This window comes from Sphingobium sp. LMC3-1-1.1, from assembly GCF_040676285.1.
Lineage (GTDB): Bacteria > Pseudomonadota > Alphaproteobacteria > Sphingomonadales > Sphingomonadaceae > Sphingobium.
In genome coordinates this window covers 1-26,096 of the sequence record NZ_JBEGHQ010000002.1, presented here as the reverse complement: position 1 = coordinate 26,096, position 26,096 = coordinate 1, and the positions used below count along the sequence as shown (strand labels likewise).

At 65.8% G+C, this 26,096-nt stretch carries 25 protein-coding genes, 1 tRNA gene and 1 rRNA gene; 16 read left to right on the top strand and 11 right to left on the bottom strand.

The window, feature by feature from the left end; genetic code table 11:
- Window positions 1-110: 110 nt before the first annotated feature.
- The 3 genes from MRBLMC3_RS06075 (at window position 111) to MRBLMC3_RS06065 (ending at window position 2,778) form a co-directional block, all read left to right on the top strand.
- Window positions 111-686 (top strand): peptidase S14, encoded by a 576-nt coding sequence (locus tag MRBLMC3_RS06075; protein WP_133653063.1) that lies wholly within the window; start codon window positions 111-113, stop codon window positions 684-686.
- 96 nt (window positions 687-782) lie between these two features.
- Complete coding sequence (locus tag MRBLMC3_RS06070) at window positions 783-1,409, top strand: DUF1345 domain-containing protein (protein ID WP_363735719.1); 627 nt, start codon at window positions 783-785, stop codon at window positions 1,407-1,409.
- A gap of 73 nt (window positions 1,410-1,482) precedes the next feature.
- Window positions 1,483-2,778, top strand: a complete 1,296-nt coding sequence (locus tag MRBLMC3_RS06065) for a methyltransferase family protein (RefSeq protein WP_363826716.1) — start codon at window positions 1,483-1,485, stop codon at window positions 2,776-2,778.
- An 85-nt stretch (window positions 2,779-2,863) separates the two neighbouring features.
- Here the strand turns inward: MRBLMC3_RS06065 and MRBLMC3_RS06060 are convergent, their stop codons facing one another.
- Window positions 2,864-4,237: a glutamate--cysteine ligase gene (locus MRBLMC3_RS06060; RefSeq protein WP_363735718.1), complete on the bottom strand. Its 1,374-nt coding sequence runs from the start codon at window positions 4,235-4,237 to the stop codon at window positions 2,864-2,866.
- A 172-nt stretch (window positions 4,238-4,409) separates the two neighbouring features.
- Window positions 4,410-5,156, bottom strand: coding sequence for a 16S rRNA (uracil(1498)-N(3))-methyltransferase (locus MRBLMC3_RS06055; protein ID WP_363826714.1), 747 nt, complete (start codon window positions 5,154-5,156; stop codon window positions 4,410-4,412).
- Between the two features lie 105 nt (window positions 5,157-5,261).
- On the opposite strand from MRBLMC3_RS06055, the gene ubiA reads away from it, so the two are divergent.
- Both ubiA and MRBLMC3_RS06045 read left to right on the top strand, forming a co-directional pair.
- Window positions 5,262-6,167, top strand: a complete 906-nt coding sequence (gene ubiA / locus MRBLMC3_RS06050; RefSeq protein ID WP_363826711.1) for a 4-hydroxybenzoate octaprenyltransferase — start codon at window positions 5,262-5,264, stop codon at window positions 6,165-6,167.
- Window positions 6,164-7,621, top strand: coding sequence for a phospholipase D-like domain-containing protein (locus tag MRBLMC3_RS06045; protein ID WP_363826708.1), 1,458 nt, complete (start codon window positions 6,164-6,166; stop codon window positions 7,619-7,621). The genes ubiA and MRBLMC3_RS06045 overlap by 4 nt, the downstream gene beginning before the upstream one ends.
- A gap of 115 nt (window positions 7,622-7,736) precedes the next feature.
- Here the strand turns inward: MRBLMC3_RS06045 and smc are convergent, their stop codons facing one another.
- From smc to MRBLMC3_RS06025, 4 genes are all read right to left on the bottom strand, one after another.
- A complete protein-coding gene (gene smc / locus MRBLMC3_RS06040) occupies window positions 7,737-11,180 on the bottom strand; it encodes a chromosome segregation protein SMC (protein WP_363826706.1) in 3,444 nt (1,147 codons plus the stop codon).
- An 80-nt stretch (window positions 11,181-11,260) separates the two neighbouring features.
- The gene (locus MRBLMC3_RS06035; protein ID WP_363735713.1) at window positions 11,261-11,995 is read right to left on the bottom strand and encodes a thioredoxin domain-containing protein; all 735 of its coding nucleotides are present in this window, start codon (window positions 11,993-11,995) and stop codon (window positions 11,261-11,263) included.
- A 46-nt stretch (window positions 11,996-12,041) separates the two neighbouring features.
- Window positions 12,042-12,713 (bottom strand): thioredoxin domain-containing protein, encoded by a 672-nt coding sequence (locus tag MRBLMC3_RS06030; RefSeq protein ID WP_363735712.1) that lies wholly within the window; start codon window positions 12,711-12,713, stop codon window positions 12,042-12,044.
- Window positions 12,714-12,776: 63 nt separating this feature from the next.
- Entirely contained in the window at window positions 12,777-13,319 is a 543-nt protein-coding gene (locus tag MRBLMC3_RS06025; protein ID WP_363735711.1) for a DUF721 domain-containing protein, read from the bottom strand.
- 26 nt (window positions 13,320-13,345) lie between these two features.
- On the opposite strand from MRBLMC3_RS06025, the gene MRBLMC3_RS06020 reads away from it, so the two are divergent.
- From MRBLMC3_RS06020 to MRBLMC3_RS06005, 4 genes are read left to right on the top strand one after another with little or no spacing between them, the layout of a single operon-like run.
- Window positions 13,346-14,425 carry an A/G-specific adenine glycosylase gene (locus tag MRBLMC3_RS06020; RefSeq protein WP_363826703.1) on the top strand — a complete coding sequence of 360 codons (1,080 nt, stop codon included), beginning with the start codon at window positions 13,346-13,348 and terminating at the stop codon, window positions 14,423-14,425.
- On the top strand, window positions 14,412-15,347 hold the full coding sequence (gene nudC / locus MRBLMC3_RS06015) for an NAD(+) diphosphatase (RefSeq protein ID WP_363826700.1): 936 nt from the start codon (window positions 14,412-14,414) through the stop codon (window positions 15,345-15,347). Before MRBLMC3_RS06020 ends, nudC begins: the two co-directional genes overlap by 14 nt.
- A 48-nt stretch (window positions 15,348-15,395) precedes the next feature.
- Window positions 15,396-16,742 carry a TldD/PmbA family protein gene (locus MRBLMC3_RS06010; protein WP_363826697.1) on the top strand — a complete coding sequence of 449 codons (1,347 nt, stop codon included), beginning with the start codon at window positions 15,396-15,398 and terminating at the stop codon, window positions 16,740-16,742.
- Window positions 16,729-17,526, top strand: a complete 798-nt coding sequence (locus MRBLMC3_RS06005; protein WP_363826695.1) for a 3'(2'),5'-bisphosphate nucleotidase CysQ — start codon at window positions 16,729-16,731, stop codon at window positions 17,524-17,526. Before MRBLMC3_RS06010 ends, MRBLMC3_RS06005 begins: the two co-directional genes overlap by 14 nt.
- Window positions 17,527-17,568: 42 nt before the next feature.
- On the opposite strand, the gene MRBLMC3_RS06000 is transcribed toward MRBLMC3_RS06005, so the two are convergent.
- The gene (locus MRBLMC3_RS06000; protein WP_363735706.1) at window positions 17,569-17,931 is read right to left on the bottom strand and encodes a response regulator; all 363 of its coding nucleotides are present in this window, start codon (window positions 17,929-17,931) and stop codon (window positions 17,569-17,571) included.
- 77 nt (window positions 17,932-18,008) lie between these two features.
- Here MRBLMC3_RS06000 and MRBLMC3_RS05995 point away from each other — a divergent pair, with 77 nt between their 5' ends.
- The 5 genes from MRBLMC3_RS05995 to MRBLMC3_RS05975 are packed head-to-tail and all read left to right on the top strand — an operon-like array spanning window position 18,009 to window position 21,278.
- Window positions 18,009-18,305 carry a DUF3572 domain-containing protein gene (locus MRBLMC3_RS05995; protein ID WP_363753488.1) on the top strand — a complete coding sequence of 99 codons (297 nt, stop codon included), beginning with the start codon at window positions 18,009-18,011 and terminating at the stop codon, window positions 18,303-18,305.
- Window positions 18,302-18,973 carry an HAD family hydrolase gene (locus tag MRBLMC3_RS05990; RefSeq protein ID WP_363826693.1) on the top strand — a complete coding sequence of 224 codons (672 nt, stop codon included), beginning with the start codon at window positions 18,302-18,304 and terminating at the stop codon, window positions 18,971-18,973. The genes MRBLMC3_RS05995 and MRBLMC3_RS05990 overlap by 4 nt, the downstream gene beginning before the upstream one ends.
- Window positions 18,970-19,431, top strand: coding sequence for a RidA family protein (locus MRBLMC3_RS05985; RefSeq protein ID WP_363753493.1), 462 nt, complete (start codon window positions 18,970-18,972; stop codon window positions 19,429-19,431). Before MRBLMC3_RS05990 ends, MRBLMC3_RS05985 begins: the two co-directional genes overlap by 4 nt.
- Window positions 19,415-20,140, top strand: coding sequence for a glycerophosphodiester phosphodiesterase family protein (locus MRBLMC3_RS05980; RefSeq protein ID WP_363826690.1), 726 nt, complete (start codon window positions 19,415-19,417; stop codon window positions 20,138-20,140). The genes MRBLMC3_RS05985 and MRBLMC3_RS05980 overlap by 17 nt, the downstream gene beginning before the upstream one ends.
- Window positions 20,133-21,278, top strand: a complete 1,146-nt coding sequence (locus MRBLMC3_RS05975; RefSeq protein ID WP_363826688.1) for a GNAT family N-acetyltransferase — start codon at window positions 20,133-20,135, stop codon at window positions 21,276-21,278. Before MRBLMC3_RS05980 ends, MRBLMC3_RS05975 begins: the two co-directional genes overlap by 8 nt.
- A gap of 54 nt (window positions 21,279-21,332) precedes the next feature.
- Here MRBLMC3_RS05975 and MRBLMC3_RS05970 read toward each other — a convergent pair whose 3' ends face one another.
- A complete protein-coding gene (locus MRBLMC3_RS05970) occupies window positions 21,333-21,629 on the bottom strand; it encodes an SEL1-like repeat protein (RefSeq protein ID WP_133653309.1) in 297 nt (98 codons plus the stop codon).
- Between the two features lie 185 nt (window positions 21,630-21,814).
- On the opposite strand from MRBLMC3_RS05970, the gene MRBLMC3_RS05965 reads away from it, so the two are divergent.
- Window positions 21,815-23,089: a multidrug effflux MFS transporter gene (locus MRBLMC3_RS05965; protein WP_363826685.1), complete on the top strand. Its 1,275-nt coding sequence runs from the start codon at window positions 21,815-21,817 to the stop codon at window positions 23,087-23,089.
- Window positions 23,090-23,124: 35 nt separating this feature from the next.
- Here MRBLMC3_RS05965 and MRBLMC3_RS05960 read toward each other — a convergent pair whose 3' ends face one another.
- Window positions 23,125-24,741, bottom strand: a complete 1,617-nt coding sequence (locus MRBLMC3_RS05960; protein WP_363753501.1) for an amino acid permease — start codon at window positions 24,739-24,741, stop codon at window positions 23,125-23,127.
- A 171-nt stretch (window positions 24,742-24,912) separates the two neighbouring features.
- Between MRBLMC3_RS05960 and pgeF the strand changes: the two genes are divergently transcribed.
- Window positions 24,913-25,674, top strand: coding sequence for a peptidoglycan editing factor PgeF (gene pgeF, locus MRBLMC3_RS05955; protein WP_363826681.1), 762 nt, complete (start codon window positions 24,913-24,915; stop codon window positions 25,672-25,674).
- Window positions 25,675-25,849: 175 nt separating this feature from the next.
- Here the strand turns inward: pgeF and MRBLMC3_RS05950 are convergent.
- Both MRBLMC3_RS05950 and rrf read right to left on the bottom strand, forming a co-directional pair.
- Window positions 25,850-25,926 (bottom strand) — tRNA-Met (locus MRBLMC3_RS05950).
- Between the two features lie 63 nt (window positions 25,927-25,989).
- Window positions 25,990-26,096 (bottom strand): 5S ribosomal RNA (gene rrf, locus MRBLMC3_RS05945); the annotation flags it as partial.

Below are 26,096 nucleotides of genomic sequence, written 5' to 3'. Positions count from 1 at the left end.
TTTAGGGACGTCTCCAGCGGGGCGCCAGCTAAAAACCGAGGGGAACAGGGCACCATTTGCCGGCCTGCGCGTAGAGCAGCCGGCGAGGGCAGAAGAAGGAGCCGTTTTTAATGTCGATACAGGCACCGTTGCTGGGCCCCAAGGATTTCGAATATCCCGCGATCATGCTGTCAGGCTATGTCGATCATGGCATGTACCTGCATTTCCGCAACTGCCTGTCGTCCGCGCCGCAACAGGGATTGGTCGTGGTGGAGATCGCCACCCTGGGCGGCGATCCCGAGATTGCACGGATGATGGGGGAGGATGTCCGCTTCCATTCCGATCTCTATCCGGACCGGCGGCTGGTGTTCCTGGGCAAGACGGCGGTCTATTCGGCGGGCGCCACCTTCATGGGCTTCTTCGCGGCGGAAAATCGCTATCTCGCGCGGGGAACACGCGTGATGATCCACGAGCGCATCATCACGCGGGACATCCATCTGGAAGGGCCGCTGTCGACCTGCATCGCGTCGCTCAAGGCGACATTGCATGAGATCGAGGCGTCGATCGCGATCCAGAATGAAGGTTTCGCGAACCTGATCCTGGGATCGCAGGTTTCGATGGAAGAACTGCTGAAGCGCGCGCCGGAAAACTGGTATCTCGAAGCGAATGAGGCCCAGGCGCTGGGTTTGGTGGCGGCCGTGATCTAGCGCATTGTCAACTTGACCCTTTGCGGTCGGCAACGCGTAAAATGCGGTATCAAAAGCATCTTGTGCGCGGCGGGGATTACGCCTTTGATGCACGGCATGAGCCGACCGCAGATTTTCCCGTGGCGTTATGGCATGTTCCTGGCCCTGCTGGCCAGCATGGCGCCCTTTGGCCTCCTGCTGCCCTGGCATGAGGCGGTGATGGCGGGCTTTGACCTGGCGGCGCTGGCCTTCATCCTGTCGGTCTGGCCGCTGCTGGACGCCGATCCCGACGCGATGCGGCGCAAAGCGGCGGACAATGACGTCAATCGGCAATTGATGCTGTTGCTGACCGGAATCGTGTCGATGGTGATCCTGGTCGCCGTCGGCGTCGCGGTCAGCCAGCATGGCGGGCCAAGTGCGGGGGCGATTGCGCTGGTGCTGGCGACGCTGGCGCTGGCCTGGCTCTTCTCCAACCTCGTCTATGCGATGCATTATGCGCATATCTTCTACCTGGGCGATGGAAAGGGCCGGGACAGCGGCGGACTTGATTTTCCGGACACGCAGGAACCAAGCTACTGGGATTTCCTCTATTTCGCCTTCACATTGGGAATGACATTCCAGACTTCCGACGTCGCCGTGAAAAGCGGAAGCATAAGGCAAACGGCGCTGTTCCATTGCCTGGCCGCCTTCCTCTTCAACCTGGGCATATTGGCGTTCACCATCAATGTGTTGGGCGGGAGCTGATCGGGGCGGCCGGATCCCCCTTCGCCCGGTCGGCCTTCGGGGGTTGTTTACCTATTTTCGCTAGGGCCACGGCATGAGCGACAATGCCGATCCCTGTCCGAAATCCGCCGTCAGCCATGGCGTGGGCATTGCCGGGCTGGTCGGCCTCTGCCTCTGGACATTGGTGGCGCGCCATTACGGGATGAATGGGCCGAATGCGGGCTTCGCCGCGGTAGTCGCGTGCGGCCTTCCCATGGTGCTGTGGTCGCTGCTGGTCGACAAGGTCCACCGCCGGGCATCGACAGGGATCGACTGGATCGCACCCGCCCGGCCCTGGCGCGCGGTGATGGACGTCAGCATCGTCAAGATCGCCGGTTTATGGGCGACCTGGCTCGTCATCGCATCATTCTATTGCATTGCGCGCTGGTATTGGGCGGGCGATTATCGCATGTCCATGAACCTGCTGATGAGCGCGGCGCCCTGGCTGCTGGGGGCGTCAGTGCCCTATGTGATCTGGCTGGACCGGCGGACGGTCGAACCGAAGGACGCAAGCTTTGCCTTTGGCCAATGGGTGATCGGCGGAGCCGCGGGCGTGCCGGACCGGGCGGAGGTTGCCCATCATGCCCGCGCCTGGGCGGTGAAGGGCTTTTTCCTCGCCTTCATGCTGTCGATCGTGCCGGGCAATTTCGCCAGCGTGGTCGAATGGCGGACAGCGGATGCGTTCAGCCATCCCGTGGCCCTGGCGAGCTTCCTGATCGCCATCATGTTCATGATCGACGTCTGCATGGCGACGGTGGGCTATATGCTGACGATGAAGCCGCTGGATTCGCATATCCGGACGGCCAATCCGCTGCTGGCGGGATGGGTTGCGGCGCTGATCTGCTATCCGCCCTTTGTGCTGATGGGCAATGGCGGTCCGCTCGATTATCACGCCGGCGGAGCCGAATGGGATGTCTGGACGCGCGGGCATGAGGCCCTGCAATGGCTGTTGGGCGGGTGGCTGGTCCTGCTGACCGCCATCTATGCCTGGGCGACGGTGGCCTTCGGACTGCGCTTCTCCAACCTGACGCATCGCGGGATCCTGACGCACGGACCCTATCGCTGGACGCGCCATCCGGCCTATCTGGCGAAGAACCTCTTCTGGTGGTTTTCCGCCCTGCCTTTCCTCAGCCTGTCGGGCAACCTGACCGATGTGGTGCGCAATTGTGCCCTGCTGGGCGTGACCAATGCGGTCTATTATTGGCGGGCGAAGACCGAGGAGGCGCATCTGGGCGCCGATCCGGAATATCGCGCCTATAGCGACTGGATGGAGCGCAACGGCGCCGTGCCACGCCTTTTCGCGTGGATCGTGGGGCGCAAGCCCATGGGGCTGGCGCAGCCCGCCGAATGAGGGCCGACCATCTCATCCACAATAGCTGACCGGCCCTGTCGGAGGGGCAACCCTTCCTTCTCCCGCAGGGAGAAGGAAGGAAGCGTCAGAAGCTTTCCTCAGCGTAGATCCGGGTGAGGTCGCCCTTCCACTCGCCATGATAGCGGGCGAGCAGCCGTTCGGCGTGGGTCTGGCCCGACGCCACGATCTCGTCCAGCGGGGCGAGGAAGCCGCTTTCATTGTCGCCCGACGCATTGAGCCGGGCGCGGGCGGAAAGGCCGGCGCGGGCGATGTCCAGCGCTTCGGCGGCAATGTCGCGCAGCTTGCGGTTGCCCGCAATGGGCGCGTCCAAGGCCAGTTTGGGCACGGAATCGCGCAGGACCTGCCGTTCCTCCATGCTCCAGCCCTTGACCAGATCCCAGGCCGCGTCCAGCGCGCCTTCGTCATAGAGCAGCCCGACCCATAGCGCCGGCAGCGCGCAGATACGGTTCCACGGCCCGCCATCCGCGCCGCGCATTTCCAGGAAGCTCTTCATCCGCACTTCCGGGAAGGCGGTGGACAGATGATCCTCCCAGTCCTTCTCCGTCGGCTTTTCGCCGGGCAGGGCGGGCAGTTCGCCCTTCAGGAAATCGCGGAAGCTCTGGCCCGCCGCGTCGATATAGCGGCCGTCGCGATAGACGAAATACATCGGCACATCGAGCGCATAGTCGGCATAGCGCTCATAACCGAAGCCGTCCTCGAACACGAAGGGCAACATGCCCGTGCGGCCGGGGTCGGTGTCCGACCAGATATGGCTGCGATAGGACAGGAAGCCGTTGGGCTTGCCTTCCGTGAAAGGCGAATTGGCGAAGAGCGCCGTCGCCAGCGGCTGCAGCGCAAGGGAGACGCGGAACTTCTTCACCATGTCCGCCTCGCTGCCATAGTCGAGGTTGGTCTGGATGGTGCAGGTGCGCAGCATCATGTCCAGGCCCATGCTGCCCACGCGCGGCATGTGACGCAGCATGATGTCGTAGCGGCCCTTGGGCATGATGGGCAGTTCTTCGCGGCTCTTGTCCGGCCACATGCCAAGGCCCAGGAAACCCAGGCCCAACATGTCGCCCACATATTTCACCTGTTCCAGATGCCGGCTGGTTTCCGCGCAGGTCTGGTGGAGATTTTCCAGCGGCGCGCCCGACAGTTCGAGCTGGCCGGCCGGTTCCAGGCTGATGGTGCCGTCGGCGCCGGAAAGGGCGATGATATTCTCCCCCTCGAACACCGGGTTCCAGCCATAGCGGGTAAGGCCGATCAGCAGCGTGTGAATGCCGCCCCGCTCGTCGTAGCTGGGGGCGTGATAATCCCGCCTCGCATAGACGAATTTCTCATGCTCGGTGCCGATGCGCCAGCGATCCTTCGGCTTGGCGCCCTTGGCGAAGGCCGCGATCAACTGTTCGCGGCTTTCAATGATGGGATCATTTTCCCCTGAGTCGGTTCTGGTGCTCATGCCCCGCCTTAATCTTTCCCCCGGTTGCGTCAAAGGCGCAACCTTCGGCGCTCAGATAAGCTGCGTTGATGGCGGCTTCAATCGGGTTGCGGAAGAAAACCATATTTGAGCGCTCGGCACGAGATGCTGCGGTGCCAGCCGGCGGGCCGCGGAAGCATGACGCGCCAGGAAGCTAAACCCAGTCTCCGTTCATCGTCATCCAGGCCGTGGTCGCAGCGATGGCGGCGGTTTCCGCGCGCAGAATCCGGGGGCCGAGCGAGACGGCGACCGATCGGGGATGGGCGCGGATCGCTTCGCGCTCGGCGGGGTCGAAGCCGCCTTCAGGACCGATCAGGAAAGCGGCGGCGCCCGGATGCGCCCTGAGCGTGGCGGCCAGCACCTCCCCGCCGGTCTCATCGGCAAAGAAAAGCCAGCGGTCCTCCGGCCAATCCCGCAACAACGCGTCGAGCTTCACCATAGGCTCAAGTTCGGGAAGGGCCGTGCGGCCGCATTGCTCTGCCGCTTCGACCAGATGGGCATGCAGGCGATCGAAATTGAGCCGGTCCACCACGGCGCGCCGGGTGAGCACGGGCTGCAGGCGGGCCACCCCCAGTTCGCAGGCCTTTTCGGCGACCAGGTCGATGCGCCCCTTCCTGATCGGCGCGCAGCAGAGCCAGAAATCGGGGACATCCTCCGGCGGTCTGGTCTGGCTGACCACCTCCAGCACCAGGTCGCGCTTGCGGATGTCGCGCGCCCTGGCCGCCCATTCGCCCGACCTGCCGTCGAACAGCAGGACGATGTCGTCCGGTTTCACCCGCATGACGCTGATCAGATAATGGGCCGGGTTGCCGTCGACAGGCACGGCCACACCCTCGCCCAGCTGCGTTTCGACGTGGAGGCGCGGCGCGCTTTGCGGCGGCCAGGCGGGGGTCGCGGTCATTTTGTCTCTTCCGTTCGCCCTGAGCTTGTCGAAGGGGCATGCTTCTCTTTAGGGAAGTGGAGGGTTTCGACAAGCTCGGCCCGAACGGAGTCCCAAAAACCTATCATGGCCCAACAGACGATAGTTCCCGATAGCGAGGCGCGCGGGCTGGTCGCGCGCTTGCCGAATATCCCCCGTGCCCTGGCCCTGCTGGCGCGATTTGATCGGCCGATCGGCTGGTGGCTGCTGTTCTGGCCTGGCGCCTGGGCCGTTGCGCTGGCGGGGGGTACGCGGGCGCAGTGGCCGCTGATCCTCTGGCTGCTGCTGGGCAGCATCGCCATGCGCGGGGCGGGGTGCGTGTTCAACGACATTGTCGACCGCGACCTCGACCGGCAGGTAGCGCGCACGGCATCCCGCCCGCTGGCGAGCGGGGCGATATCCCTCAAGACCGCATGGATATGGTTGCTGTCCCTCTGCCTGGTCGGACTGGTGGTGCTGCTCCAGCTCCATCTCTACGCCCAGGTCGTGGCCCTGGGCTCGCTGGCGCTGGTCGCGGCCTATCCGTTCATGAAGCGGATCACCGGCTGGCCGCAAATATGGCTGGGGCTGGTCTTTTCCTGGGCGGCGCTGGTCGGGTGGAGCGAAGCGGCGGGAAGCCTCAATTTGACGGGATTGCTGCTCTATGGAGGATGCATCTTCTGGGTGGTCGGCTATGACACCATCTATGCGTTGCAGGATCGGGAGGATGACGCCCTGATCGGCATCGGATCGAGCGCCCTGTCCATGGGCAGGCATGTGCGCAGCGGCGTGGCGTTCTGCTATGCGATGGCGCTGGGCCTTTGGGCCAGCGCCATCTGGCAGGCAAGGCCGCAGGGCCTGGCGCTGGCGGCGTTGCTGCCCATGGCGGTGCATCTGGGCTGGCAGGTGGCGACGCTGAAGGAGGACGGCATCGATCCCCTGGCCAAATTCCGTTCCAATCGCTTTGCGGGACTGCTGATGTTCCTGGGCTGCCTGGTGGTGGGCAGCGCATGAACGGTCCGCGCGAGAGGGAGGATTGCTGGCGGATCGAGCGGGCGCTGAAGGCCAGCATGATCGTCGATGCGGACGCCTATTTCCGGCATGCCCGCGCCGCGATGATGAAGGCGAAGAAGCGGATCATGCTGATCGGCTGGGATTTTGACGCCGCCATCACGCTGATCCGCGAAGATGAGGCGGGCGACGGCGCGCCAACGGTGATCGGGGATTTCATAAGCTGGCTGGTGGAACGGACGCCGGAGCTGGAAATCTTCCTGCTGCGCTGGGACGTGGGCGCGATGAAGTCCATGGTGCGGCCGTCAAACCTGTTCACGACCGTCCGCTGGATGGCCAATTCACGCATCACGGTGAAGCTGGACAGCCATCATCCGACCGCCGCGTCCCACCATCAGAAGATCGTGGTGATCGACGATTGCTTTGCCTTTTGCGGTGGCATCGACATGACCGGCGATCGCTGGGACACCCGGCATCACCGCGATGAGGAACCGGGGCGGCGGCATCCGGACGGGTCGCCCTATGGCCCCTGGCACGATGCGACGACGGCCCTGCAGGGGCCCGTCGCGGCGGCGCTGGGCCAGCATGCGCGGGCGCGGTGGAAGGATGCAGGCGGGGAGGAACTGCTACCGGTGGAGGGTCAGCAGGATTGCTGGCCCGATGCATTGCCGGTGCAGTTCGAGGATGTGGATGTCGCCATATCCCGCTCCGCGCCGGAGATGGAGGACCAGGAACCGCTGATCGAGATCGAGCGGCTTTATGTGAACCAGATCGCGTCGGCGAAGCGCTATATCTATGCGGAGAGCCAATATTTCGCCTCCCGCCGCATTGCCGAGGCGATCGCAGCCCGGCTGGCCGAGGAGGACGGGCCGCAGATCGTCATCATCAATCCGGAACAGGCCGACGGCTGGCTGGAACAGCAGGCCATGGACACGGGCCGCGCCCGGCTGTTCGAGGCGCTGAAGGCGCGGGACCGCCACGGCCGGTTACGGCTCTACCATCCGTTTACCGCGCGGGGGGAGCCGATCTATGTGCATGCCAAGATCTTGATCGTCGATGACCGGGTTCTGCGGGTCGGATCGTCCAACATGAACAACCGGTCCATGCGGCTGGACACCGAATGCGACGTGACGATCGATGCCGCGCTGCCCGCCAATGCAGGGCGGGAGGATGTGATACGGGCGATTCGCGACGATCTCATCGCCGAGCATCTCGACCTGCCCGTCGCGCGTGTGGCGGCGGTGATCGCCGAGCGCGGGCTGGTAGCCGCCGTCGAGCAGCTGCGCGACAAGCCGGGGCGAACGCTGAGACACTATGTGACGCCTGACCTGAACGACGTGCAGGCATGGCTGGCGGACAATGAGATACTCGATCCGGAAGGTCCGGGAGAGATGATGGAACCCGTGGCGGAGCGCGGATTGTTCCGGCGGATGCGCGGGTGGATGGAGCGGGATTAGAGCGATTTCCAAGCGATCGGAACCGATCGCTGGTTAAGAAATCGCGGAAAACAAGGAAACCAGAGCGGCGATCTGATTCAATCAGATCGAAATCCGTTCCGGGCCCGAAACACAGTCATTCCGCCGCGAGCAGCGCTTCCGCACTGCCGAGGTTGACCGACACGAGGCGGCTCACCCCGCGTTCCACCATGGTCACGCCGAACAGCCGGTGCATGCGGGCCATGGTTACCGCATTATGGCTGACGATCAGGTATCGCGTGTCGGTCTGCGCCACCATCGCGTCAAGCAGGTCGCAGAAGCGCTCGACATTGGCGTCATCCAGCGGCGCGTCGACCTCGTCCAGCACGCAGATCGGCGCGGGGTTGGTCAGGAACAATCCGAAGATCAGGGCGACGGCCGTCAACGCCTGTTCACCGCCGGAGAGCAGGGTCAGGGCGGCCAGCTTCTTGCCCGGCGGCTGGGCCATGATTTCCAGCCCTGCCTCAAGCGGATCGTCGCTGTCGATCAATTCCAGATGCGCCTGGCCCCCATTGAACAGCGTCGTGAAAAGACGGCGGAAATGGCCGTCCACCGCCTCGAACGCGGCGAGCAGGCGCTGGCGCCCCTCCCGGTTCAGGCTGCCGATCGAGCCGCGCAGCCGGTTGATCGCCTGGGTCAGTTCCTCGCTTTCGGCGCGGCTGCTGGCCTGGGTGGCTTCCAGTTCCTCCAGTTCCTGCGCCGCGACCAGGTTGACCGGGCCGATCCGCTCACGCTCCGTGACGAGCCGGTCATGCTCGCCCTGTTCGCTCTGGGCGATGCGGACCTCTGCGCTGGCGAAGCCCAGTTTTTCGGGCAGGACGGGCGGCGGGCATTCGAATCGCTCGCCGGAAAGGCGGTTGGTTTCGACACGCTTCTCATCCGCCGCCTCGGCGCGGGCGGTGGCGGTGGCGCGGGCTTCGCGGGCATTGGCGAGCGTTTCGCCAGCCTGCGACGCGCGCTGTTCGGCCATGCGCAGCGCGGCTTCGGCTTCGCTTTCCTCGCGCCGCGCGGCCTCCGCCGCTTGCATCAGCGTGTCGCCCTGCTCGCTGAGTGCGGCGATGGTCGCCGCCAGACTGTCAGGCTGGCCGGCGATTTCGGCGCGTTCCTTCGTTATGGCCTCGCCGCGTTCGACCATCGCCGCGATGCGCTTGGCCGCTTCACCGGCGCGGGCACGCCAGCTCTTGGCCTCCGCATCGGCGGCGGCCATGCGCTCCCGGTCGCTGGCCAGCGCGCGGTCCGCCAGCGCCTGATCGGCCTGAAGCTGGCTGACCGCGATCCGGGCCTTTTCGCTCGCCTGTTGCAGCGTGGCGACCTGCGCGCGGGTTTCCCCGCCATCGGGCATGGCGGCCCGGCTGGCCTGCGCCTTGTCATGCTCGCCCTGCGCGCCGAGCAGGTCGGCGCGGGCTTCGTTCAACCGCTCCTCCATCGCTTCGCGCCGGCCGCTCAGCCGTTCGAGCGCGGTGGCGGCCTCATCGGCGGCGCGCAGGGCGGTACGCAGGCGCTGATCCGCATTCGCAAGCTGGGTGCGGCCGGACGCCAGCGTCCGGCCAGCCTCGCCTTCACGCGCCAATGCTCCATCCTGCGCCGCGCGGGCAGCATCGACATCGGCTTCGACGGCGGGCCGGGCGGCGGCAAGGGCCTCGAGACGGTTGAGGCGGATCAGCCGTTCGGCGGCGGCGGCTCCGCCTTCCACGGCGACATAGCCGTCCCAGCGGCGAAGCTGGCCATCCCTGGTGACGAGGCGCTGGCCAACCGCGAGCGCCTGGCCTTCGTCACTGTCCGCGACCGCGACCTGGGCGAGACGGCGCTCCAGTTCGGCCGGCGCCGTGACATGGACGGAGAGCGCCGTGCACCCTGCGGGCAGGCCTGGATCGCTGTCGAGCGGCGTCGCGCCTGCCCAACGGCGTTTGCCCTCGGCAGCGATGGGCGCTTCCAGATCGTCGCCCAGCGCAGCGGCGAGCGCGCGTTCATAGCCGGGGGCGGCCTTGAGCCGATCCAGCGCGCGGCTGCGGCTGCCGGTGCCGCTGTCCACGGCCCGCTGGAGCGCGGCGGCTTCGCTGTCGAGCGCGGCGAGGGCCGCGCGGGCGGAGGACAAGGCGGCCTCGGCGCCGGCACGCGCCTCCGCTGCTTCGGCGCGGTCGGCTTCGGCGGAGCGGATTGCGGCTTCGGCGGCATCGCGGTCGGCGCTGGCCTGCTGCTGAGCGGCGATCGCTTCGGCCCGCTTTTCTTCCAGCGGCGCGGCGTCGGGCAAGGCCGCGACTTCCGATTCAAGGCGTTGCGTTTCACGGGACGCCCGGTCCAGGCGAGCGCGCGCGGCGGCAAGCGCAGCGTCAGCCACGCGCAGTTCGGCCTGCTCGCCCGCCTGCTTCGCCATGGCCTTGGCCAGATCGAGTTCGGCGTCGCGGGCGGCGTCCTCGGCACGGGCGATCCGGCCGGCGAAATCGGGACGCATCGCCTCGGTCTCGGTGATGCGCGCCTTGAGCGCCGCCAGTTCATCGGTGAGGCGGGCAATCGCCTCCGCCGCGTCATTGGCGAGCGTGCCTTCGCGTTCGCGGTCCTCCTCCAGCCGGGCGGCCTGCTGGGCAAGGTCATGGAGGCGCCGTACCACGCCGTCCCGTTCGGTGCGCAGGGCGGCGAGCCTGTGTCCCGCTTCGCTCGCCGCATCGCGCGCGACCTGGGCGGCGGCGCGTTTCTGCGCAAGCGCCTCCACGGCAGCATGGGCGTGGACGGCGGCGGCCTGCTGCGCCTCCTGCGCGGCGGCGACGGCGCTTTCGGCCTGTTTGGCCTCGGCACGGGCGGCGTCTGCGCTGGCGGCGGCCTCGCGCCAGCGGGCGAAGATCGTGCGTCCCTCGGCGATGCGGATCTGTTCGGAGAGGCGGATATAGCGCTCCGCCGCCTTCGCCTGGCGTCGCAGGCTGCTGGCGCGGGCGTCCATGTCGGAAAGGATTTCGTCCAGCCGCATCAAATTGGCTTCGGCGGCCCGCAGCTTCTGCTCCGCATCCTTGCGGCGGACGTGCAGGCCGGAAATGCCCGCCGCTTCCTCCAGCATGGCGCGGCGCTCCTGGGGGCGGGCCGCGATGACGGCGGCGATGCGGCCCTGGCTGACCAGCGCGGGACTGTGCGGACCCGTGGCGGCATCCGCGAAGATCAGCGACACGTCCTTGGCCCGGACGTCGCGGCCATTGGCGCGGTAAGCACTGCCGGCGCCCCGCTCGATCCGGCGGGTCACTTCCAGTTCGCCGTCGGCGGCCACTTCCACCGCGTTGAACAGTTCGCCCTGTTCCTGGACGGTGAGCAGCGAGACTTCCGCGAAATCACGCTGCGGACGGGTGGAGGTGCCCGCGAAGATCACATCCTCCATGCCGCCGCCGCGCATCGACTTGGCGCTGGATTCGCCCATGACCCAGCGGATCGCCTCCAGCAGGTTGGACTTGCCGCAGCCATTGGGCCCGACAATGCCGGTCAGGCCCGGTTCGATGCGCAATTCGGTCGGATCGACGAAGCTCTTGAAGCCGGAGAGCTTGAGGCGCTTTATCTGCATTGCGCGACGTCAGGGCAGGGCCGGGCGGCGCCGCCATCGGCGGAAAGCCGGCCCGACGATGTCAGCCCCCCCTGGTCCAATCAGATCCCCGCTTCCTTGAGCTTCGTGCGCAGCGCCGGCCAGGCGGCGGTATTTTCCACCATCACGCCGTTCAGGATGAAGGTCGGCGTGCCTTCGATCTTATATTGCTGATTGGCGGTCTCGACCGTCTTGGCCAGTTTTTCGGCCGCAGCCGTGTCGGCCAGGCACTGCTTCGCCTGATCTTCGGATATGCCGCGCTGCTTGGCGAAATCGACCAGGCCGACGGCGGAGGCCAGTTGGCCGAAGCGCTGCGCCGGGGGCGCGCTCATCAGCGCCTTGTATTTTTCATCGCCCAGCGCCTGCGCCTTTTCGAACATCGCGCTCTGATTGGCGAAAAACTGTTCGGAGAGCGGATAGAAAATGTCCTTGCCACCGCAACGGGCCAGCAGCGCCGTCGAAATGTCGATCGGGTCGCGCACATAATTGCGGAATTCGAAGCTCATCTTCCCGCTGTCGACGATCTGCCTGATCTCCTCGGACGATTCGGCGGCGAAGTCGCGGCAGTGCGAGCAGGTGTAGGAACCATATTCGACCAGCTTCACCTTCGCATTGGGATTGCCCATGACGAAATAGCCGTCGGGGCTGGCGGCGATGGTTTCCGACCATTTCGTGCCGGCAGGCGCGGCGACCGCGGCGATCGGTTCGGCGGAGGTGACGCTGCCCTCATCCTTCTTGCCGCAGGCGGCGACGGTGAGGCTAAGGGCGATCAGGGCAAGTCCGGAAAGGGCTTTCACGTTGTTCTTGGCTCCGTTGTCGGGCGTTGTCGTGCAGTGGTTTAGATCAGGGCAATGCAGCCTGCAACCGCGTCCAGTCCGATCCGTGGACCAGCGTGCCGTTCAGCGTGAACGCGGGCGTCCCGCCGATCTGCAGCTTGTTCCAGGCTTCGTCGGTCATGGCGAGCACCTGCTTCATCGACGCGGGATCGTTGATGCATGCGTCAAGCTGCGCGGGCTTGAATCCGCGCTTGCCCATCAGCGCGTAGAGGCCGGTCTTCTGCCCGATGTCGCGCAGGGCCGCCTTCTGATCCGTCGGCTTGGCGGCGTCCGTCTCATAGGACTGGATCTTCTCCATCCAGGCTTCCTGATTGGCGAACAGCGCCTCATGATTGCCGAAGAATTGCTTCGGCCCGCCGCAGCGGGCGAGCAGCGCGGCGGCCAGGTCATATTTGTCGCGCACCGCATTGCGCACCTCGACGCTGAGTGTGCCGCCCTTCACATAATTGGCGCGCAGCGGTTCGCTGGCTTCGCCCACGAAATGCGCGCAGTGGGAGCAGGTGTAGCTCACATATTCGACCAGCTTGGTCGGTGCGGCGGGATTGCCGAGCACATGGCCACCCATGGGGGACAAGGCTATCCGGGTCAGCCAGTTGGCGGCGGGAGCGGCCCATGCGGACAGAGATGCGCTTGCCGGGATGGCGAGCAGGGCGAGGAAGGCCAGGCGGAATTTCATCATGCGATGGTCCAGTGATGCGCCGCCCCTGTCGCGGCTGAAGGTGGTGATGGAGTAACTTTCCGATCAACTGATCTTGGGCAAACCGCTGCTGTTGGCAAGCCCCTGCGCCAGGGATTCCAGCACGGCGCGCAATTCGGGGTCGCCAATGTCGCGCAGGGAATCCCCCAGCTCGACCGGAATGGGCTTGAGATTGGCCGGCGGGGGGCGGCGTTCCGGTTCCCTGGGCTGCACCATGCCTTGCTTCATCGCGATCTTGGCGACGGCGGCATAGCCGAAGAAGCGGTTCACCCGCTCCATGATGTCGGGCAGCACGTGCTGGATCATGGGCGCATGGCCGCTCATGACGGTGAGCTGCAATGTGCCGCCCGCCTTCTTACCCGCCGGAAAGCGGATCGATTCGGGTTCGCTGATCGTCGCATAATGCGGGCCCACGATCTCCGCCCAGCGGGTGACGATGCTCGATTGCACGAAGCCGAACTTGCGGAAGGCGGCGGCGCCGATGGCGGGCATCAGGTCGGCGATCCGGCGGGGCGCGCCGACGCGCGGCCGGTCTTCCGCATCCGACTTGCGGCTTTTCATTTTGGGTGTCGGGGGGCGTTCCGTCATGGCTCTCTTAATGGCATAGGGGCGCCATGCGCGTCGAGGGCAACATCCAGAAAATAGCATCCGATCTGCTCGCCCATTATGACGTCCATGCGCGGCGCCTGCCCTGGCGCGCGCCGCCGGGGGCCAATGCCGCCAATCCCTATCGGGTCTGGCTGTCGGAGGTGATGTTGCAGCAGACCACTGTCGCGGCGGTCGCGCCCTATTTCGCCAGGTTCACCGAACGCTGGCCCGATGTCGCGGCGCTGGCGGCGGAACAGGATGCCGAGGTCATGGCCGCCTGGGCAGGGCTGGGCTATTATGCCCGCGCCCGCAACCTGCTGGCCTGCGCACGGGCGGTCGCGGACGAACATGACGGCATGTTTCCCGACACGGAGGAGGGGCTCCGCGCCCTGCCGGGCGTCGGCGCCTATACGGCGGCGGCGGTGGCCGCCATCGCCTTCGGGCGGCGGGCCGTGGTGGTCGACGCCAATGTCGAACGCGTGGTTTCGCGCCTCTTCGCCATATCGACGCCTTTGCCGGCGGCACGCCCCGGGATTCGCGCGGCGACCGACGCGATCACGCCGGACCTGCGCGCCGGGGATTTCGCGCAGGCGATGATGGATCTGGGCGCGACTATCTGCACGGCGCGCAATCCCGCCTGCGGCATTTGCCCGTTGCGGGAGAATTGCGCGGCTTTCCGTACCGCAGACCCTGCCGCTTTCCCGGTCAAGGCGGCGAAGAAGGCCAAGCCGCACCGCCGCGGTCATGGCTGGTGGATCGAACGGCCCGACGGGCATGTCTGGCTGGTGCGGCGGCCCGAAAAGGGAATGCTGGGCGGCATGCGCGCGCTGCCCTCCTCCGAATGGAACGACGCGCCCGATCCGACGCCGCCGGTCGCCGGTGCCTGGCGCCAGGTGGCGGAACCAGTCGCGCATGTTTTTACGCATTTCTCCCTCGCATTGACGGTGCATCATGCCCATGTGGGGCAGGATGTGACGCCGCCTGGAGAGGGCGAATGGTGGCCAGTGGCCCGGATCGCGAAGGCGGGCCTGCCGACGCTGTTCGCCCGCGCGGCCCAGGCGGCCCAGACGGCGATGAAGGAGAAAGGGAAAGATGCACGGCTCTGACGCCCCCGGATCGCGGCTCATCGCCTTTGGCGGCGGACGACTGGACCGGGTCGACCATGTCCGCAGCAACCCTGTCCTGCTGGCGGAAGCCTTTGCATCTGCGCAGGCGCGCCGCGTCGTACTGGACGGATTGGAACCGGTGGTGGTGGATGGCCATCTGGTGATGGAACCGCTGCCCGCCGACGGCCTGATCGAACATCATGCGCTGCTCGGCGTGGATGAGCGGCAACAGCCGATCTTCGCCGAACTGCTGGCAGATGCGCCGGACACCCTGTTCGCCACGCCGCGCAGCCGGGCCTTGGCGGATGAGGTGCCGGGGCATGAGGTCGCCCTCTACGGTGCCGCGCGCAGCCTGCTGGCCTGGCATGCGCGGCATCGTTTCTGCTCGGTCTGCGGACAGCGCACGGCGCCTGCCAAGGCGGGCTGGGCACGGCAATGCGAATCCTGCCGGGCGGAACATTTCCCCCGCGTCGATCCGGTGGTCATCATGCTGGCCGAACATCGCGGGCGCGTGCTGCTCGGACGGCAGCATGGCTGGCCTGCGGGGCGCTATTCCGCACTGGCCGGCTTCGTGGAGCCGGGCGAGACGCTGGAGGAAGCCGTGGTTCGCGAAATCCGGGAGGAAGCGGGCGTGGTCACCCGCTCCGTGCGCTATGTCGCCAGCCAGCCCTGGCCCTTCCCCTCTTCCCTGATGGTCGCCTGCATGGCGCAGGCCGATGACGACGCTCTGAAGATCGACGAAAATGAGATCGAACACGCCTTCTGGTGCGACGAGGCGGGCGTCCGCGCCGCAATGGCCGGGGAGGACGGTGCGCCCTTTCTCGCCCCGCCGCCGATGGCCATTGCCTGGCATCTGTTGCGCCATTGGCTGGATGAAAGGGGATCGGAAGGGCAGGTTGCCGACCGTCGCCCAAGCGCGTAAGGCCGCCCCTTCGCCCTGCATGTCCCCTTACAGGAAACGATCGATCCCATGCTCAGCCTAGAAGAAGCCCAGTCCCGCGCGCAGGATCTGGTGACTGCGGCGCGCCGGGCGGGCGCGGATGCGGCCGACGCCATCTATGCCTGCAACGCGTCGACCAACGTGTCGGTACGGCTGGGCGCGCTGGAGGATGTGGAACGGTCGGAGGGCGAGGAGATCGGCCTGCGCGTCTTCATCGGGCGCCGCTCCGCCAGCATTTCAGCGTCGGACATGAATCCCGCGACGCTGGCCACGCTGGTCGACCGGTGCATCGCCATGGCGGGACAGGCGCCGGAAGATCCCTATGCCGGCCTCGCCCCGGAAGACCGGCTGCTCAGGAAGAAACTTCCGGCGCTGGACCTGACCGATCCGGTCGAACCCGAACCGGCGGACCTCAGGGAACGCGCCCTGATCGCGGAGGAGGCGGCACGCGCCGTGCCCGGCGTCACCAATAGCGAGGGCGGCGGCGCGGCGACCGGGCGGAGCCAGATGGCGCTCGCCACCAGCCATGGCTTTGCAGGGGCCTATGCGGGGACCAGCCATTCGACCTGGGCAAGCGTGCTGGCCGGCTCCGGCGCCGACATGCAGCGCGACCATGCCAGCCACAGCGTCCGCCATATCGAGGATCTGGACGATGCGGAGGCGGTCGGCAACCGCGCCGGGCATCGCGCAGTGGCGCGGCTCCATCCGGTGAAGACCGGCAGCGGCGTGATGCCCGTGATCTTCGATCCCCGGATCGGGTCCAGCCTGATGGGGCATCTGATCGGCGGAATGGTGGGCCCCGCCATTGCGCGGCGATCGAGCTTCCTGCTGGAATCGCTGGGCGAAGCGCTGTTCGATTCGGGCGTGACGATCATCGACGACCCGCTGCGGCCGCGCGGCTTGCGCTCGCGCCCCTTTGACGGCGAGGGACTTGCCGTCGAGCGGCGGGCGCTGATCGACAAGGGCGTGCTGACCGGCTGGCTGCTGGACAGCGCCTCGGCACGGCAACTGGGCCTGCAACCGACGGGCCATGCCAGCCGGGGCGGCAGCGGCGCGCCGGGCGCGGGGGTCACCAATGTGCATATGGAGCCGGGCAAGCTGTCGCCCGGCGAACTGATGGCGGACGTGAAACGCGGCCTTTATGTCACCGAACTGATCGGCATGGGGGTCAATGGCGTTACGGGCGACTACAGCCGGGGGGCAGCGGGCTTCCTGATCGAAAATGGCGCCGTTGGGCAGGCGGTGTCGGAAATCACCATCGCCAGCAATCTGAAGGACATGTTCCGGGCGCTGGTGCCGGCCAATGACCTTGCCTTCCGCTATGGCATGAACGTGCCGACCATTCGTATCGACGGGATGACCGTTGCAGGCGGCTGACATTCCCTTGCGCGATGCCGTGGCCGCCGTCTCGGACGCGGCCGACCGGGCCCTGACGCTCTGGGCGGGCGGGGAAACCCGCGTGCGCCAGTGGGAAAAGGTGCCCGGCCATCCGGTGTGCGAGGCTGACATCGAACTGGACGCCATGCTGCGCGAGCGGCTCTACGCCATTGATCCCGCGGCGGGTTGGCTGTCGGAGGAGACGGCCGACACCGTGCATCGGCTGAACCTGCCGCGCGTGTGGGTAGTCGATCCGATCGACGGCACGCGCGACTATCTGCGCGGGCGGCCCGGCTGGGCGGTTTCGGTGGCGCTGGTGGAACATGGCGCCGTGCGCTTCGGCATTCTCGCGGCGCCCGCCCGGAATGAATTGTGGATCGCGCAGGCGGGTGCAGGGGCGACCCGGAACGGTCGGTCCCTGCGCGCCGGGCCACGCGCCGTCCTGCCCGGTTCGCGGGTTCCGGCGGACCAGCTTCCCCGCCATGACCGCGATCTCGTCACCGTCGAAAAGCCCAACAGCATCGCTTTGCGCATGGCGATGGTCGCGGCGGACGAGGCCGACCTGGTCGCCACGGTGCGTTGGGGCAATGAATGGGACGTGGCCGCTGCCGCGCTGATCGCGGAAGAGTCCGGCGCTGTCGTCACCGATGCGCTCGGCAATCCCTTTTCCTTCAACCGGCCGCAACCCACTGCTTTCGGCTTGCTGTGCGCGGCGCCGGGGATTCACGCGGCCGCGGCGGAACGCCTGGCGCCCCGGGCGCGGGAGATATTGACGCGGGGATAGAGGCGGCGCATCGGCCCCATCCGCAATCCGCCCTTGCGCGCGTCAGAGCAATGCGTTCACCTGCTCCACAAAGCGCAGCACCGAGATCGGCTTCGACACATAGGCCTGCGCCCCCGCTTCCCGGATCCGCTCCTCATCACCATGGCCGGCATAGGCGGTGACCGCCATGACCGGCACCGACGACAATTGCGCGTCCTGCTTCAGCGAGATGATGAGGTCCAGGCCGCTGACATGCGGCAGATGGATATCGGTGATCACGAGGTCGGGATGGAACTCCCGCGCCTGGGGCAACAGGTCGCGCCCGTCCCGCAACGGCAGCACTTCATGCCCGTGCGCGCGCAACAGGTCGCAAAAAAGTTTGAGATTGAGTTCGTTGTCCTCGACAACGAGCACGCGCTTTGCCACCAGTCACCCGCGTTTGGAGAAATCCGCCAATATAATGGAAGCGCGTCCCCTAAACCCGCCCTTCGTTGAGATCAATCATGCGTCCCGACATTAACCATGGCAAGCAGCATAGTCCAAGCGATACGCGAGAGCCATCCGTACTGGCGCTGATGGCGCTGGCCTGGACCCTGGCGGATGATCGGCGCGCCGACCGGCTGCTGGCGCTGACGGGGCTGGATGCCGACACGCTGAGGGCGGGCGTGGCCGATCCTGCGATATTGGGCGCTGTGCTGGGCTTCCTGTCGGACCATGAGCCCGACCTCATCGCCTGCGCAGAGAGCATCGACAGCAGCCCGGAGGCGCTGATAGCAGCAAAGGAGCATCTTGCCGCATGACCCGGCCGTTGATCATCACCGACTGCGACGAGGTGCTGCTGCACATGGTCGTCCCCTTTCGCGAGTGGCTGGACGAGCAGCATGATATCCATTTCGACATGCATGACCGCGGCTTCAGCGAGGCGCTGCGGCACAAGGACAGCGGCCAGCCGGTGGAGCGGGCGCTGGTCTGGGAACTGCTGCTGGGCTTTTTCGAGACGCAGATGCACCGCCAGACGCCCATTGCCGGGGCGGTGGAGGCCATAAGGCGGCTCGGCCGGATTGCGGACATCGTGGTCCTGACCAACATCACGGAGCGGCATCACCTCCAGCGCGTCGAACAGCTCGCGGCGCATGGCCTTGATCTTCCGGTGCGCTGGAACCAGGGAGGCAAGGGGAAGCCGCTGGCCGCCATCCTTGCGGAGCGCGAACCCAGCGTCGCCCTGTTCATCGACGATCTGGCGGAGCATCATGCCTCGGTCGCCGACCATGCGCCCGGCGTCTGGCGCCTGCACATGGTGGGGGAGCCGCAGATCGCCGCCAACGTCGCCGTCGCGCCCATGGCCCATGCCCGAATTGACGACTGGGCCGTCGCCGAAGCATGGATCGCCGCCCGGCTGGCCGAGGGGCCCGCGCCGGCAGCACCGTCCTATCAGAATATTCCGTCCACCCAGGGAGCATCCTCATGAGCATCGAAACCCGGCTGAGTGAATTGGGCATCGCCCTGCCCGCCGCCGCCGCACCCGTCGCCGCCTATGTCGCAGCGGTGGAAGCCAACGGCCTGCTGCATATTTCCGGGCAGATCTCGCTGTCCGACGGCCAGTTGATGACGGGCCGGCTGGGCGAGGACCGCGACCTCGACTATGGCGTCAAGGCGGCGCGCGCCTGCGGGCTCAACCTGATCGCCCAGATGAAGGCGGCGCTCGGCAGCCTGGACCGGGTCGAACGGATCGTGAAGCTGGGCGCCTTCATCAGCAGCACGCCCGAATTCACCGACCAGCCCAAGGTCGCCAATGGGGCATCCGAACTGATGGTCGAGATATTCGGCGAAGCGGGCAAACACGCCCGCAGCGCCGTCGGCGTGCCGGTGCTGCCGCTGGGCGCGGTGGTCGAGATCGACGCGATCGTCCTTGTCCGCCCGGCCTGACGCCTATCCCTTCCTGACCGAGCGCCCCTTTGCCCATCGCGGGCTGCACGGCGGTCGGATCAGCGAAAACGGCATGGCGGCCTTCGCGGCCGCCATCGCCGGCGGTTTCGGCATCGAATGCGACGTGCGCCTCAGCCGCGACGGCGTCGCCATCGTCTTTCACGACGCGTCCCTTGAACGGATGACGGGCGAAGGTGGCGCGGTGTCGGACCATGATGCCGGGTCGATAGATCGCCTGATGCTGCCCGACGGCGGCGGCGTTCCCCGCCTCCGCGCGCTGCTCGACCTCTGCGGAACCGAAATTCCCCTGCTCATCGAGATCAAGGTGGACGGGCGCCATGTCGGCCCGATCTGCGCGGCGGTTGCCGACGATCTGGCGCGACGGCCGAAGACATTGGCGGCGGTCATGTCATTCAACCCCCTCGCCATTGGCTGGTTCAGGCGCCGCCGGCCCCTGGTCGCGCGGGGCCTGGTGATCACGGACCAGGGCAGGCGCGGTTGGCGCGGCAGAATCGGGCGGGCCCTTGCACTTTGGGCGGCGAAACCCGATTTTATCGCCTGTGATATCCGCGACCTGCCTTCCTCTTCTGCCCATGATGCCCGCCAAAGGAGCCTGCCCGTGCTGACATGGACGGTGCGCGGAGAGGAGGAGCGTGCCCGCGCCGCGCTGCATGCGGACCAGATCATCTTCGAGCGGTCCCATGACTGAATGCGTGGCCCGGCTGGCGCAGGGCGTTGCGGAATTGCCGCGCGACGAGTGGAACGCCTGCGCGGGCGACGCAAATCCCTTCATGAGCTGGGATTTCCTGACCGCGCTCGAACGATCGGGCAGCGTCGGCGGAAACAGCGGCTGGCAACCGCTGCCGCTGGTGATCGATGGTCCGGACGGGCGGATCGCCGCTGCCGCGCCGCTTTATGGCAAGAGCCATAGCCAGGGCGAATATGTGTTCGACCACGGCTGGGCCGATGCCTGGGAAAGGGCCGGCGGGCAATATTATCCGAAGATTCAGATCGCGGCTCCCTTTTCGCCGGTACCGGGCCCCCGGCTGCTGCTGCGTGATGGGACCCTCGCGCCGGCGCTGATCGCCGGGATCGAGGCGGTGGTGCAGCAGAATCAACTGTCCTCCGCCCATGCGACCTTCATAGCGCCCGAACAGGTGCCGCTGTTCGAGGCGGCGGGCTGGCTGATCCGGGAGGATAGCCAGTTCCACTGGACCAATCGCGGCTATGGCGATTTCGCCGACTTCCTGGCCGATCTGTCGAGTGCCAAGCGCAAGAATATCCGCAAGGAAAGGGAAAGGGCGGTCGAGGGGCTGGATATCCTCCACCTGACCGGAGCGGCGCTGACGGAGGCGCATTGGGACATGTTCTGGACCTTTTACCAGGACACGGGAGCACGCAAATGGGGGCGCCCCTATCTGACCCGGGCATTTTTCTCCATGCTGGGCGAGAGCATGGCCGACCGGGTACTGCTGGTGCTAGCGCTGCGACAAGGGCGACCCATCGCCGGTGCGCTCAACCTGATCGGCGCGGATACGCTCTACGGTCGCTATTGGGGCTGTTCGGAAGACGTGCCCAATCTGCATTTCGAACTATGCTATTATCAGGCGATCGACATCGCCATCGCCCGCGGACTGAAACGGGTGGAGGCAGGCGCGCAGGGCGGCCACAAGCTGGCGCGCGGCTACACCCCGGAGCCGACATTTTCAGCGCATTTCATTCCCAATGCCAGCTTCCGCAGGGCCGTTACCGAATTCCTGGTGGCGGAACGGCAGGGCGTGCAGCGCGACCGGATCTGGCTGACCGAAAGGACACCCTTTCGGAAGGGCGAGGCGCGGCCGGACTGACGACAAAGGTCAGCCTGGCTGCAAGGAGCCTGGCGGACCGCTGTGTCCCCGATTTCAGGCCGCGCGCAATTGTGTCGCGGCAATCAGCGCCCTCGCCTGCCGCTGCGCTTCGGCGATTTCGCGCGCCGACATTTCCTCGGCCACTTCGGCGCGCATCGCCTGCCCTTCCTCGCTGCCCTTGAGCGCGGCGAGATTGAACCATTTATGCGCCTCGATCAGATCCACCGGCATGCCGCCCGTGCCGCAGCTATAGGCGACGCCCAGATCGAAACAGGCCTCCGCAGTTTGGCCTTCTGCTCCGGCAAACCGGCTTTGCATCAGAAACTGCGCACTCTTCAGTCCATTGGCCATAACCGAATCCCCCTCATGGATTTCGACTTGTGGTTCTTGACGAGCAGCAGGCTGCACCGGCAGCGGATAAAAAATGGTTAACGCGTCGGATACCATGTGATGATGGCTCCGTTGAACCGATCCCGCGTCCGTCCGCGACGTGAAAAGGGTGGCGCGGTCAATGGATTGTCCCCATAGCCACCGGCATGACAGACCATCACGACATCAGCCGGGTGCAACCGAAGAAGGACATCGCGTTTCGCGAATTCGTGATGCTCTGCGCCTGCCTGATGGCGATGAACGCGCTGTCGATCGATCCCATGCTGCCGGCCTTGCCCGATATCGGTCGGGATCTTTCGGTCCCCCACCCCAACGACCGCCAATTGATCATCAGCGTCTATTTCATGGGCCTGGGTGTTGGGTCGCTGCTGTTCGGCGTGCTGTCTGACCGCTTTGGGCGAAAGCGGGTACTCGGCAGCGCGATGGCGCTGTTCATCCTTTCCTCGATCGCCTGCGCGGGCGCGCACAGCTTTGCCGCCATGCTCGTCGGACGGGCCTCCGCCGGCTTTTTCGCCGGGGCCAGCCGGGTGATCACCGTCGGCATCGTCCGTGATCGGTTCAGGGGGGATGCGATGGCCCGCGTGATGTCGCTGATCTTCGCCGTGTTCATGCTGATCCCGGTCATGGCGCCCACTTTCGGCCAGGCGATCCTCTGGATTGCGCCCTGGCGCTGGATTTTCTGGGCGCTAGCGATCCTGGCGACGCTGATCCTGCTGTGGATGGGGATGCGGCTGCCCGAAACGCTGCTGCCGGAAAATCGCCTGCGGATGAGCGCAGGCTCCATTTTCCGCACGGTCGGCACGATCGTCCGCACGCGGGCGTCAATCGGCTACATGTTGGCGAGCGGCGTCGTGATGAGCGGCCTGATCGGCTTCATCCTGTCGGTGCAGCAGATATTCTTCGACATATTCGCCGCGCAGAAGATTTTTCCCTTCGCCTTCGCGGCCATCGCCGGCAGCATGGGCATCGGCAGTCTGCTCAACAGCCGCCTTGTCTCGCGCTTCGGTGCGCGGCGGCTGAGCCAGACAGCGCTGCTATGCCTGGTGTCCATCAATGTCGTGCACCTGACCGTGATCCTGTCCGGATTGGAAACCATCACCAGCTTCATGGTCCTGCAGTCAGCGACGATGATGACCATCGCCTTCACCGCATCGAATTTCAGCGCGATCTCCATGGAGCCCTTCGCGAAAGGCGCCGGCGTCGCTTCCTCCTTCCAGGCATTTCTGACCACCGCCGTGTCGAGCACGCTGGGCAGCCTGATCGGCCGCGCCTTCAACGGGACGACATTGCCGCTGACCCTGGGACTGGCGGTGTTCGGCTCTATCTCCTTCCTGATCGTCGCTTGGGCGGAGCGGGGAAAATTGTTCACGCGCCCCCATCATGGCGGGCTGCGCGATCCGGAATTCGAGCCGATGCATTGAAAAAGGGGGCGGTGTGATCCGCCCCCTTTGATCGATCAGGCGTCCCGGCCGCCAGGCGTATGCGCGCCCGGCAGCGGCGGCACGGGTTGAGGCGGGATGCCGCTATCCTGCTCATGGGTTTCAACCAGGCCGCGCCCCACATGGCTCTTGCGATAACCATAGATGAAATAGAGCACGAGGCCGATCCCGCCCCAGATCGGCAGGACAAGCTGGGCGTCGACCGGCAGGTTGAAGAACAGGAAGACGCAGCCAAATGCCGCAGTCGGCGCGATCACCCACACCAAAGGCGTGCGGAAGGGGCGAGCGCGGCCCGGTTCCTTCACGCGCAACACCAGCACGGCGAGACACACCATGAAAAAGGCGAACAGCGTGCCGGAGTTGGAGATGTCGGCCAGCTGCCCCACCGGCAGCAGCGCGGCGCCGATCGCGACGAAGATGCCCGTCACCATGGTGACGATATGGGGCGTCTTGAACCGGGGATGGATGCTGGCGAGCTTTTCCGGCAGCAGACCGTCGCGTGCCATCACGAAGAAGATGCGGGTCTGGCCGAACATCATCATCAGAATGACTGAGGGCAATGCCAGATTGGCCGCAAGGCCAAGGGCATTGCCGACCACCGTCCAGTTGATCTCGCGCAGCACATGGGCGAGCGCTTCGTTGGAGCAGACCAGATCCTTGGCATGGGCCGCCATCGCGCAGGTGGCGGCAAAGCCCTGCGATCCCGGCGCGACGACCGATCCATCCGGGCCGAGCACAGGCTGCGCCCCGATTGCGCCGATCGCGCCGGCAGCCACGAGCAGATAGAAGATGGTACAGATCGCAAGGCTGCCGATCAGGCCGATGGGCACGTTGCGCTGCGGGTTCTTGGTTTCCTCCGCCGCGGTCGACACCGCGTCGAAGCCAACATAGGCGAAGAAGATGGACGCTGCGGCGCCGACTATGCCCATGCCGCTGGTTCCCGCGGGACCGAACCAGTCATTGGGTGCGAAGGGCGAGAAATTGCCGGTGTCAAGCACGGGAAGCGTCAGAATGATGAAGGCGGTAAGCGCGGACACCTTGATGGCGACGAGCACGGCATTGACGCGCGCGCTTTCGGTGGTGCCGATTATCAGCAGGGTCGTGACTGCCAGCGCGACGACGATGGCGGGAATGTTGATCACGCCGTGGGTGAAGTCAGCATGTGGGATCAGGCCATTCATCGTCCAGACCGGCCCCGCCGAGAGCGCCTGCGGCAATTCGAGTCCCGTGATGCTTTTGAGCAGCCCCATGAAATAGCCGGACCACCCCACCGAAACGGCGCTGGCGGCGACCGCATATTCGAGGATGAGCGCCCAGCCCACCATCCAGGCGAGCAATTCGCCGACGACGGCATAGGTATAGGTGTAGGCCGAGCCCGACACGGGAACCATTGAGGCGATTTCGGAATAGCAGAGCGCGGCGAAGGCACAAACAGCGCCCGCGATCACGAAGCTCCACATCATGCCTGGCCCGGCCTTTTGCGCGGCGGCGGCGGTCAGAACGAAAATACCGGTGCCGATGACCGCGCCGACACCCAATAGCGTCAGTTGAACCGGCCCCAGCGTACGGACGAGAGCTTTCTTCTCGGCCGTGGCCAATATGGCATCCAATGGCTTTATGCGCCCGAAAATCATTGTGGAGCCCTTTATCTTTGAAGTCTTTTGCCCAGACGGCCGTTGCGGCCGCTCTCCTTTTGTGATGGAGTGGAGACTATCGCCTAATCTGCGGCGCGCAAGTATGTTGCGCATTCGGGACATGGTCCAAAAGCGCTCCCCCTCCCCCTGACGACCCCAAAGGAGTGAATTGTGGTAGAATTGCTGCGGGCAGCGAGTTTGAGCGATACGCTGCATGGCTTCGCCGGGCGGCGCGGCGGCGTTTCGACCGGGGTTCATGCTGGCCTGAATGTCGGACTTGGCTCGGAAGACGAACGTGACGCGGTTCTGCACAACCGGGATCTTGCGCGCGACGCCCTGCTGCCCGGGGGTGCGCTGGTAACGGTCCACCAGGTCCACTCACCCGATGTGGTCACAGTCACCACGCCCTTTGCCATTGACGAACGCCCGTCGGCCGATGCGATGGTGACGGATCAACCCGGTCTGATATTGGGGATTCTCACCGCCGATTGCGTTCCCGTGCTGTTTGCCGATGCCTCGGCAGGGATCATTGGTGCGGCGCATGCGGGCTGGAAGGGCGCCCTGGGCGGTGTCACGGATCGGACGATCGATGCGATGGAGGCGCTGGGTGCAGCGCGTGACCGGATCACATGCGCGATAGGGCCATGCATCGGCCGTTCGTCCTATGAGGTGACGCTGGATTTCGCCGAACGCTTCGTGGCAGCAGATACGGAAAATGATCGCTTTTTCTCGGCTGGCCGCGAGGGGCATTGTCAGTTCGACATCGCCGCCTATGTCGCCGCCCGGCTGGCGGGTGCGGGGGTCGGCCAGGTCGAGCTGCTGGACGAGGATACATATGGGCAGCCAGAACGCTTTTACAGCTATCGCCGTGCATGCCACCGCGGAGAACCCGATTATGGCCGACAGATTTCGATGATAGCGTTACGGGCTTGAAGAAGCACGCAGGTAGCCGGCCGTACACGCTATCTGCGGCAAGCCAGCGTCAATGGAATGGGTTTGAGAATAGCTTGCAGCAATGAAAATGGGCCATGTCCAACCTCGACCGAAATTAATGGTTTCGAGGGTTTGACCGGAATGGCGATCCAACTGCGAAGAAGATTGCGGCCTCTGGTTGCGGGAGTAGGATTTGAACCTACGACCTTCAGGTTATGAGCCTGACGAGCTACCGGGCTGCTCCATCCCGCGACACTAGAGATCGCTGCGGAGGCCGCACATATTGTGGATGGGAATTGAAGCGCGAGCTATAATGCCTGGCGACGCCCTACTCTTCCGGGGCTTGAGCCACAGTACCATCGGCGCAGACTGGTTTCACGTCCGAGTTCGGGAAGGGATCGGGTGGGTCACAGACGCTATGG

Excerpts from the sequence above, each read along its gene's own strand:
- MRBLMC3_RS06010 (WP_363826697.1), top strand. The coding sequence starts at position 15,396 with ATGCTCAGCCTAGAAGAAGCCCAGTCCCGCGCGCAGGATCTGGTGACT.
- MRBLMC3_RS05990 (WP_363826693.1), top strand. The coding sequence starts at position 18,302 with ATGACCCGGCCGTTGATCATCACCGACTGCGACGAGGTGCTGCTGCAC.
- MRBLMC3_RS05965 (WP_363826685.1), top strand. The coding sequence starts at position 21,815 with ATGACAGACCATCACGACATCAGCCGGGTGCAACCGAAGAAGGACATC.
- MRBLMC3_RS06070 (WP_363735719.1), top strand. The coding sequence starts at position 783 with ATGAGCCGACCGCAGATTTTCCCGTGGCGTTATGGCATGTTCCTGGCC.
- ubiA (WP_363826711.1), top strand. The coding sequence starts at position 5,262 with ATGGCCCAACAGACGATAGTTCCCGATAGCGAGGCGCGCGGGCTGGTC.
- MRBLMC3_RS06030 (WP_363735712.1), bottom strand. The coding sequence starts at position 12,713 with ATGATGAAATTCCGCCTGGCCTTCCTCGCCCTGCTCGCCATCCCGGCA.
- MRBLMC3_RS05970 (WP_133653309.1), bottom strand. The coding sequence starts at position 21,629 with ATGGCCAATGGACTGAAGAGTGCGCAGTTTCTGATGCAAAGCCGGTTT.
- MRBLMC3_RS06055 (WP_363826714.1), bottom strand. The coding sequence starts at position 5,156 with ATGACCGCGACCCCCGCCTGGCCGCCGCAAAGCGCGCCGCGCCTCCAC.
- nudC (WP_363826700.1), top strand. The coding sequence starts at position 14,412 with ATGCACGGCTCTGACGCCCCCGGATCGCGGCTCATCGCCTTTGGCGGC.
- MRBLMC3_RS06065 (WP_363826716.1), top strand. The coding sequence starts at position 1,483 with ATGAGCGACAATGCCGATCCCTGTCCGAAATCCGCCGTCAGCCATGGC.
- MRBLMC3_RS06020 (WP_363826703.1), top strand. The coding sequence starts at position 13,346 with ATGCGCGTCGAGGGCAACATCCAGAAAATAGCATCCGATCTGCTCGCC.
- MRBLMC3_RS06060 (WP_363735718.1), bottom strand. The coding sequence starts at position 4,237 with ATGAGCACCAGAACCGACTCAGGGGAAAATGATCCCATCATTGAAAGC.
- MRBLMC3_RS05975 (WP_363826688.1), top strand. The coding sequence starts at position 20,133 with ATGACTGAATGCGTGGCCCGGCTGGCGCAGGGCGTTGCGGAATTGCCG.
- MRBLMC3_RS05985 (WP_363753493.1), top strand. The coding sequence starts at position 18,970 with ATGAGCATCGAAACCCGGCTGAGTGAATTGGGCATCGCCCTGCCCGCC.
- MRBLMC3_RS05995 (WP_363753488.1), top strand. The coding sequence starts at position 18,009 with ATGCGTCCCGACATTAACCATGGCAAGCAGCATAGTCCAAGCGATACG.
- MRBLMC3_RS06045 (WP_363826708.1), top strand. The coding sequence starts at position 6,164 with ATGAACGGTCCGCGCGAGAGGGAGGATTGCTGGCGGATCGAGCGGGCG.
- MRBLMC3_RS05960 (WP_363753501.1), bottom strand. The coding sequence starts at position 24,741 with ATGATTTTCGGGCGCATAAAGCCATTGGATGCCATATTGGCCACGGCC.
- MRBLMC3_RS06075 (WP_133653063.1), top strand. The coding sequence starts at position 111 with ATGTCGATACAGGCACCGTTGCTGGGCCCCAAGGATTTCGAATATCCC.
- MRBLMC3_RS06025 (WP_363735711.1), bottom strand. The coding sequence starts at position 13,319 with ATGACGGAACGCCCCCCGACACCCAAAATGAAAAGCCGCAAGTCGGAT.
- smc (WP_363826706.1), bottom strand. The coding sequence starts at position 11,180 with ATGCAGATAAAGCGCCTCAAGCTCTCCGGCTTCAAGAGCTTCGTCGAT.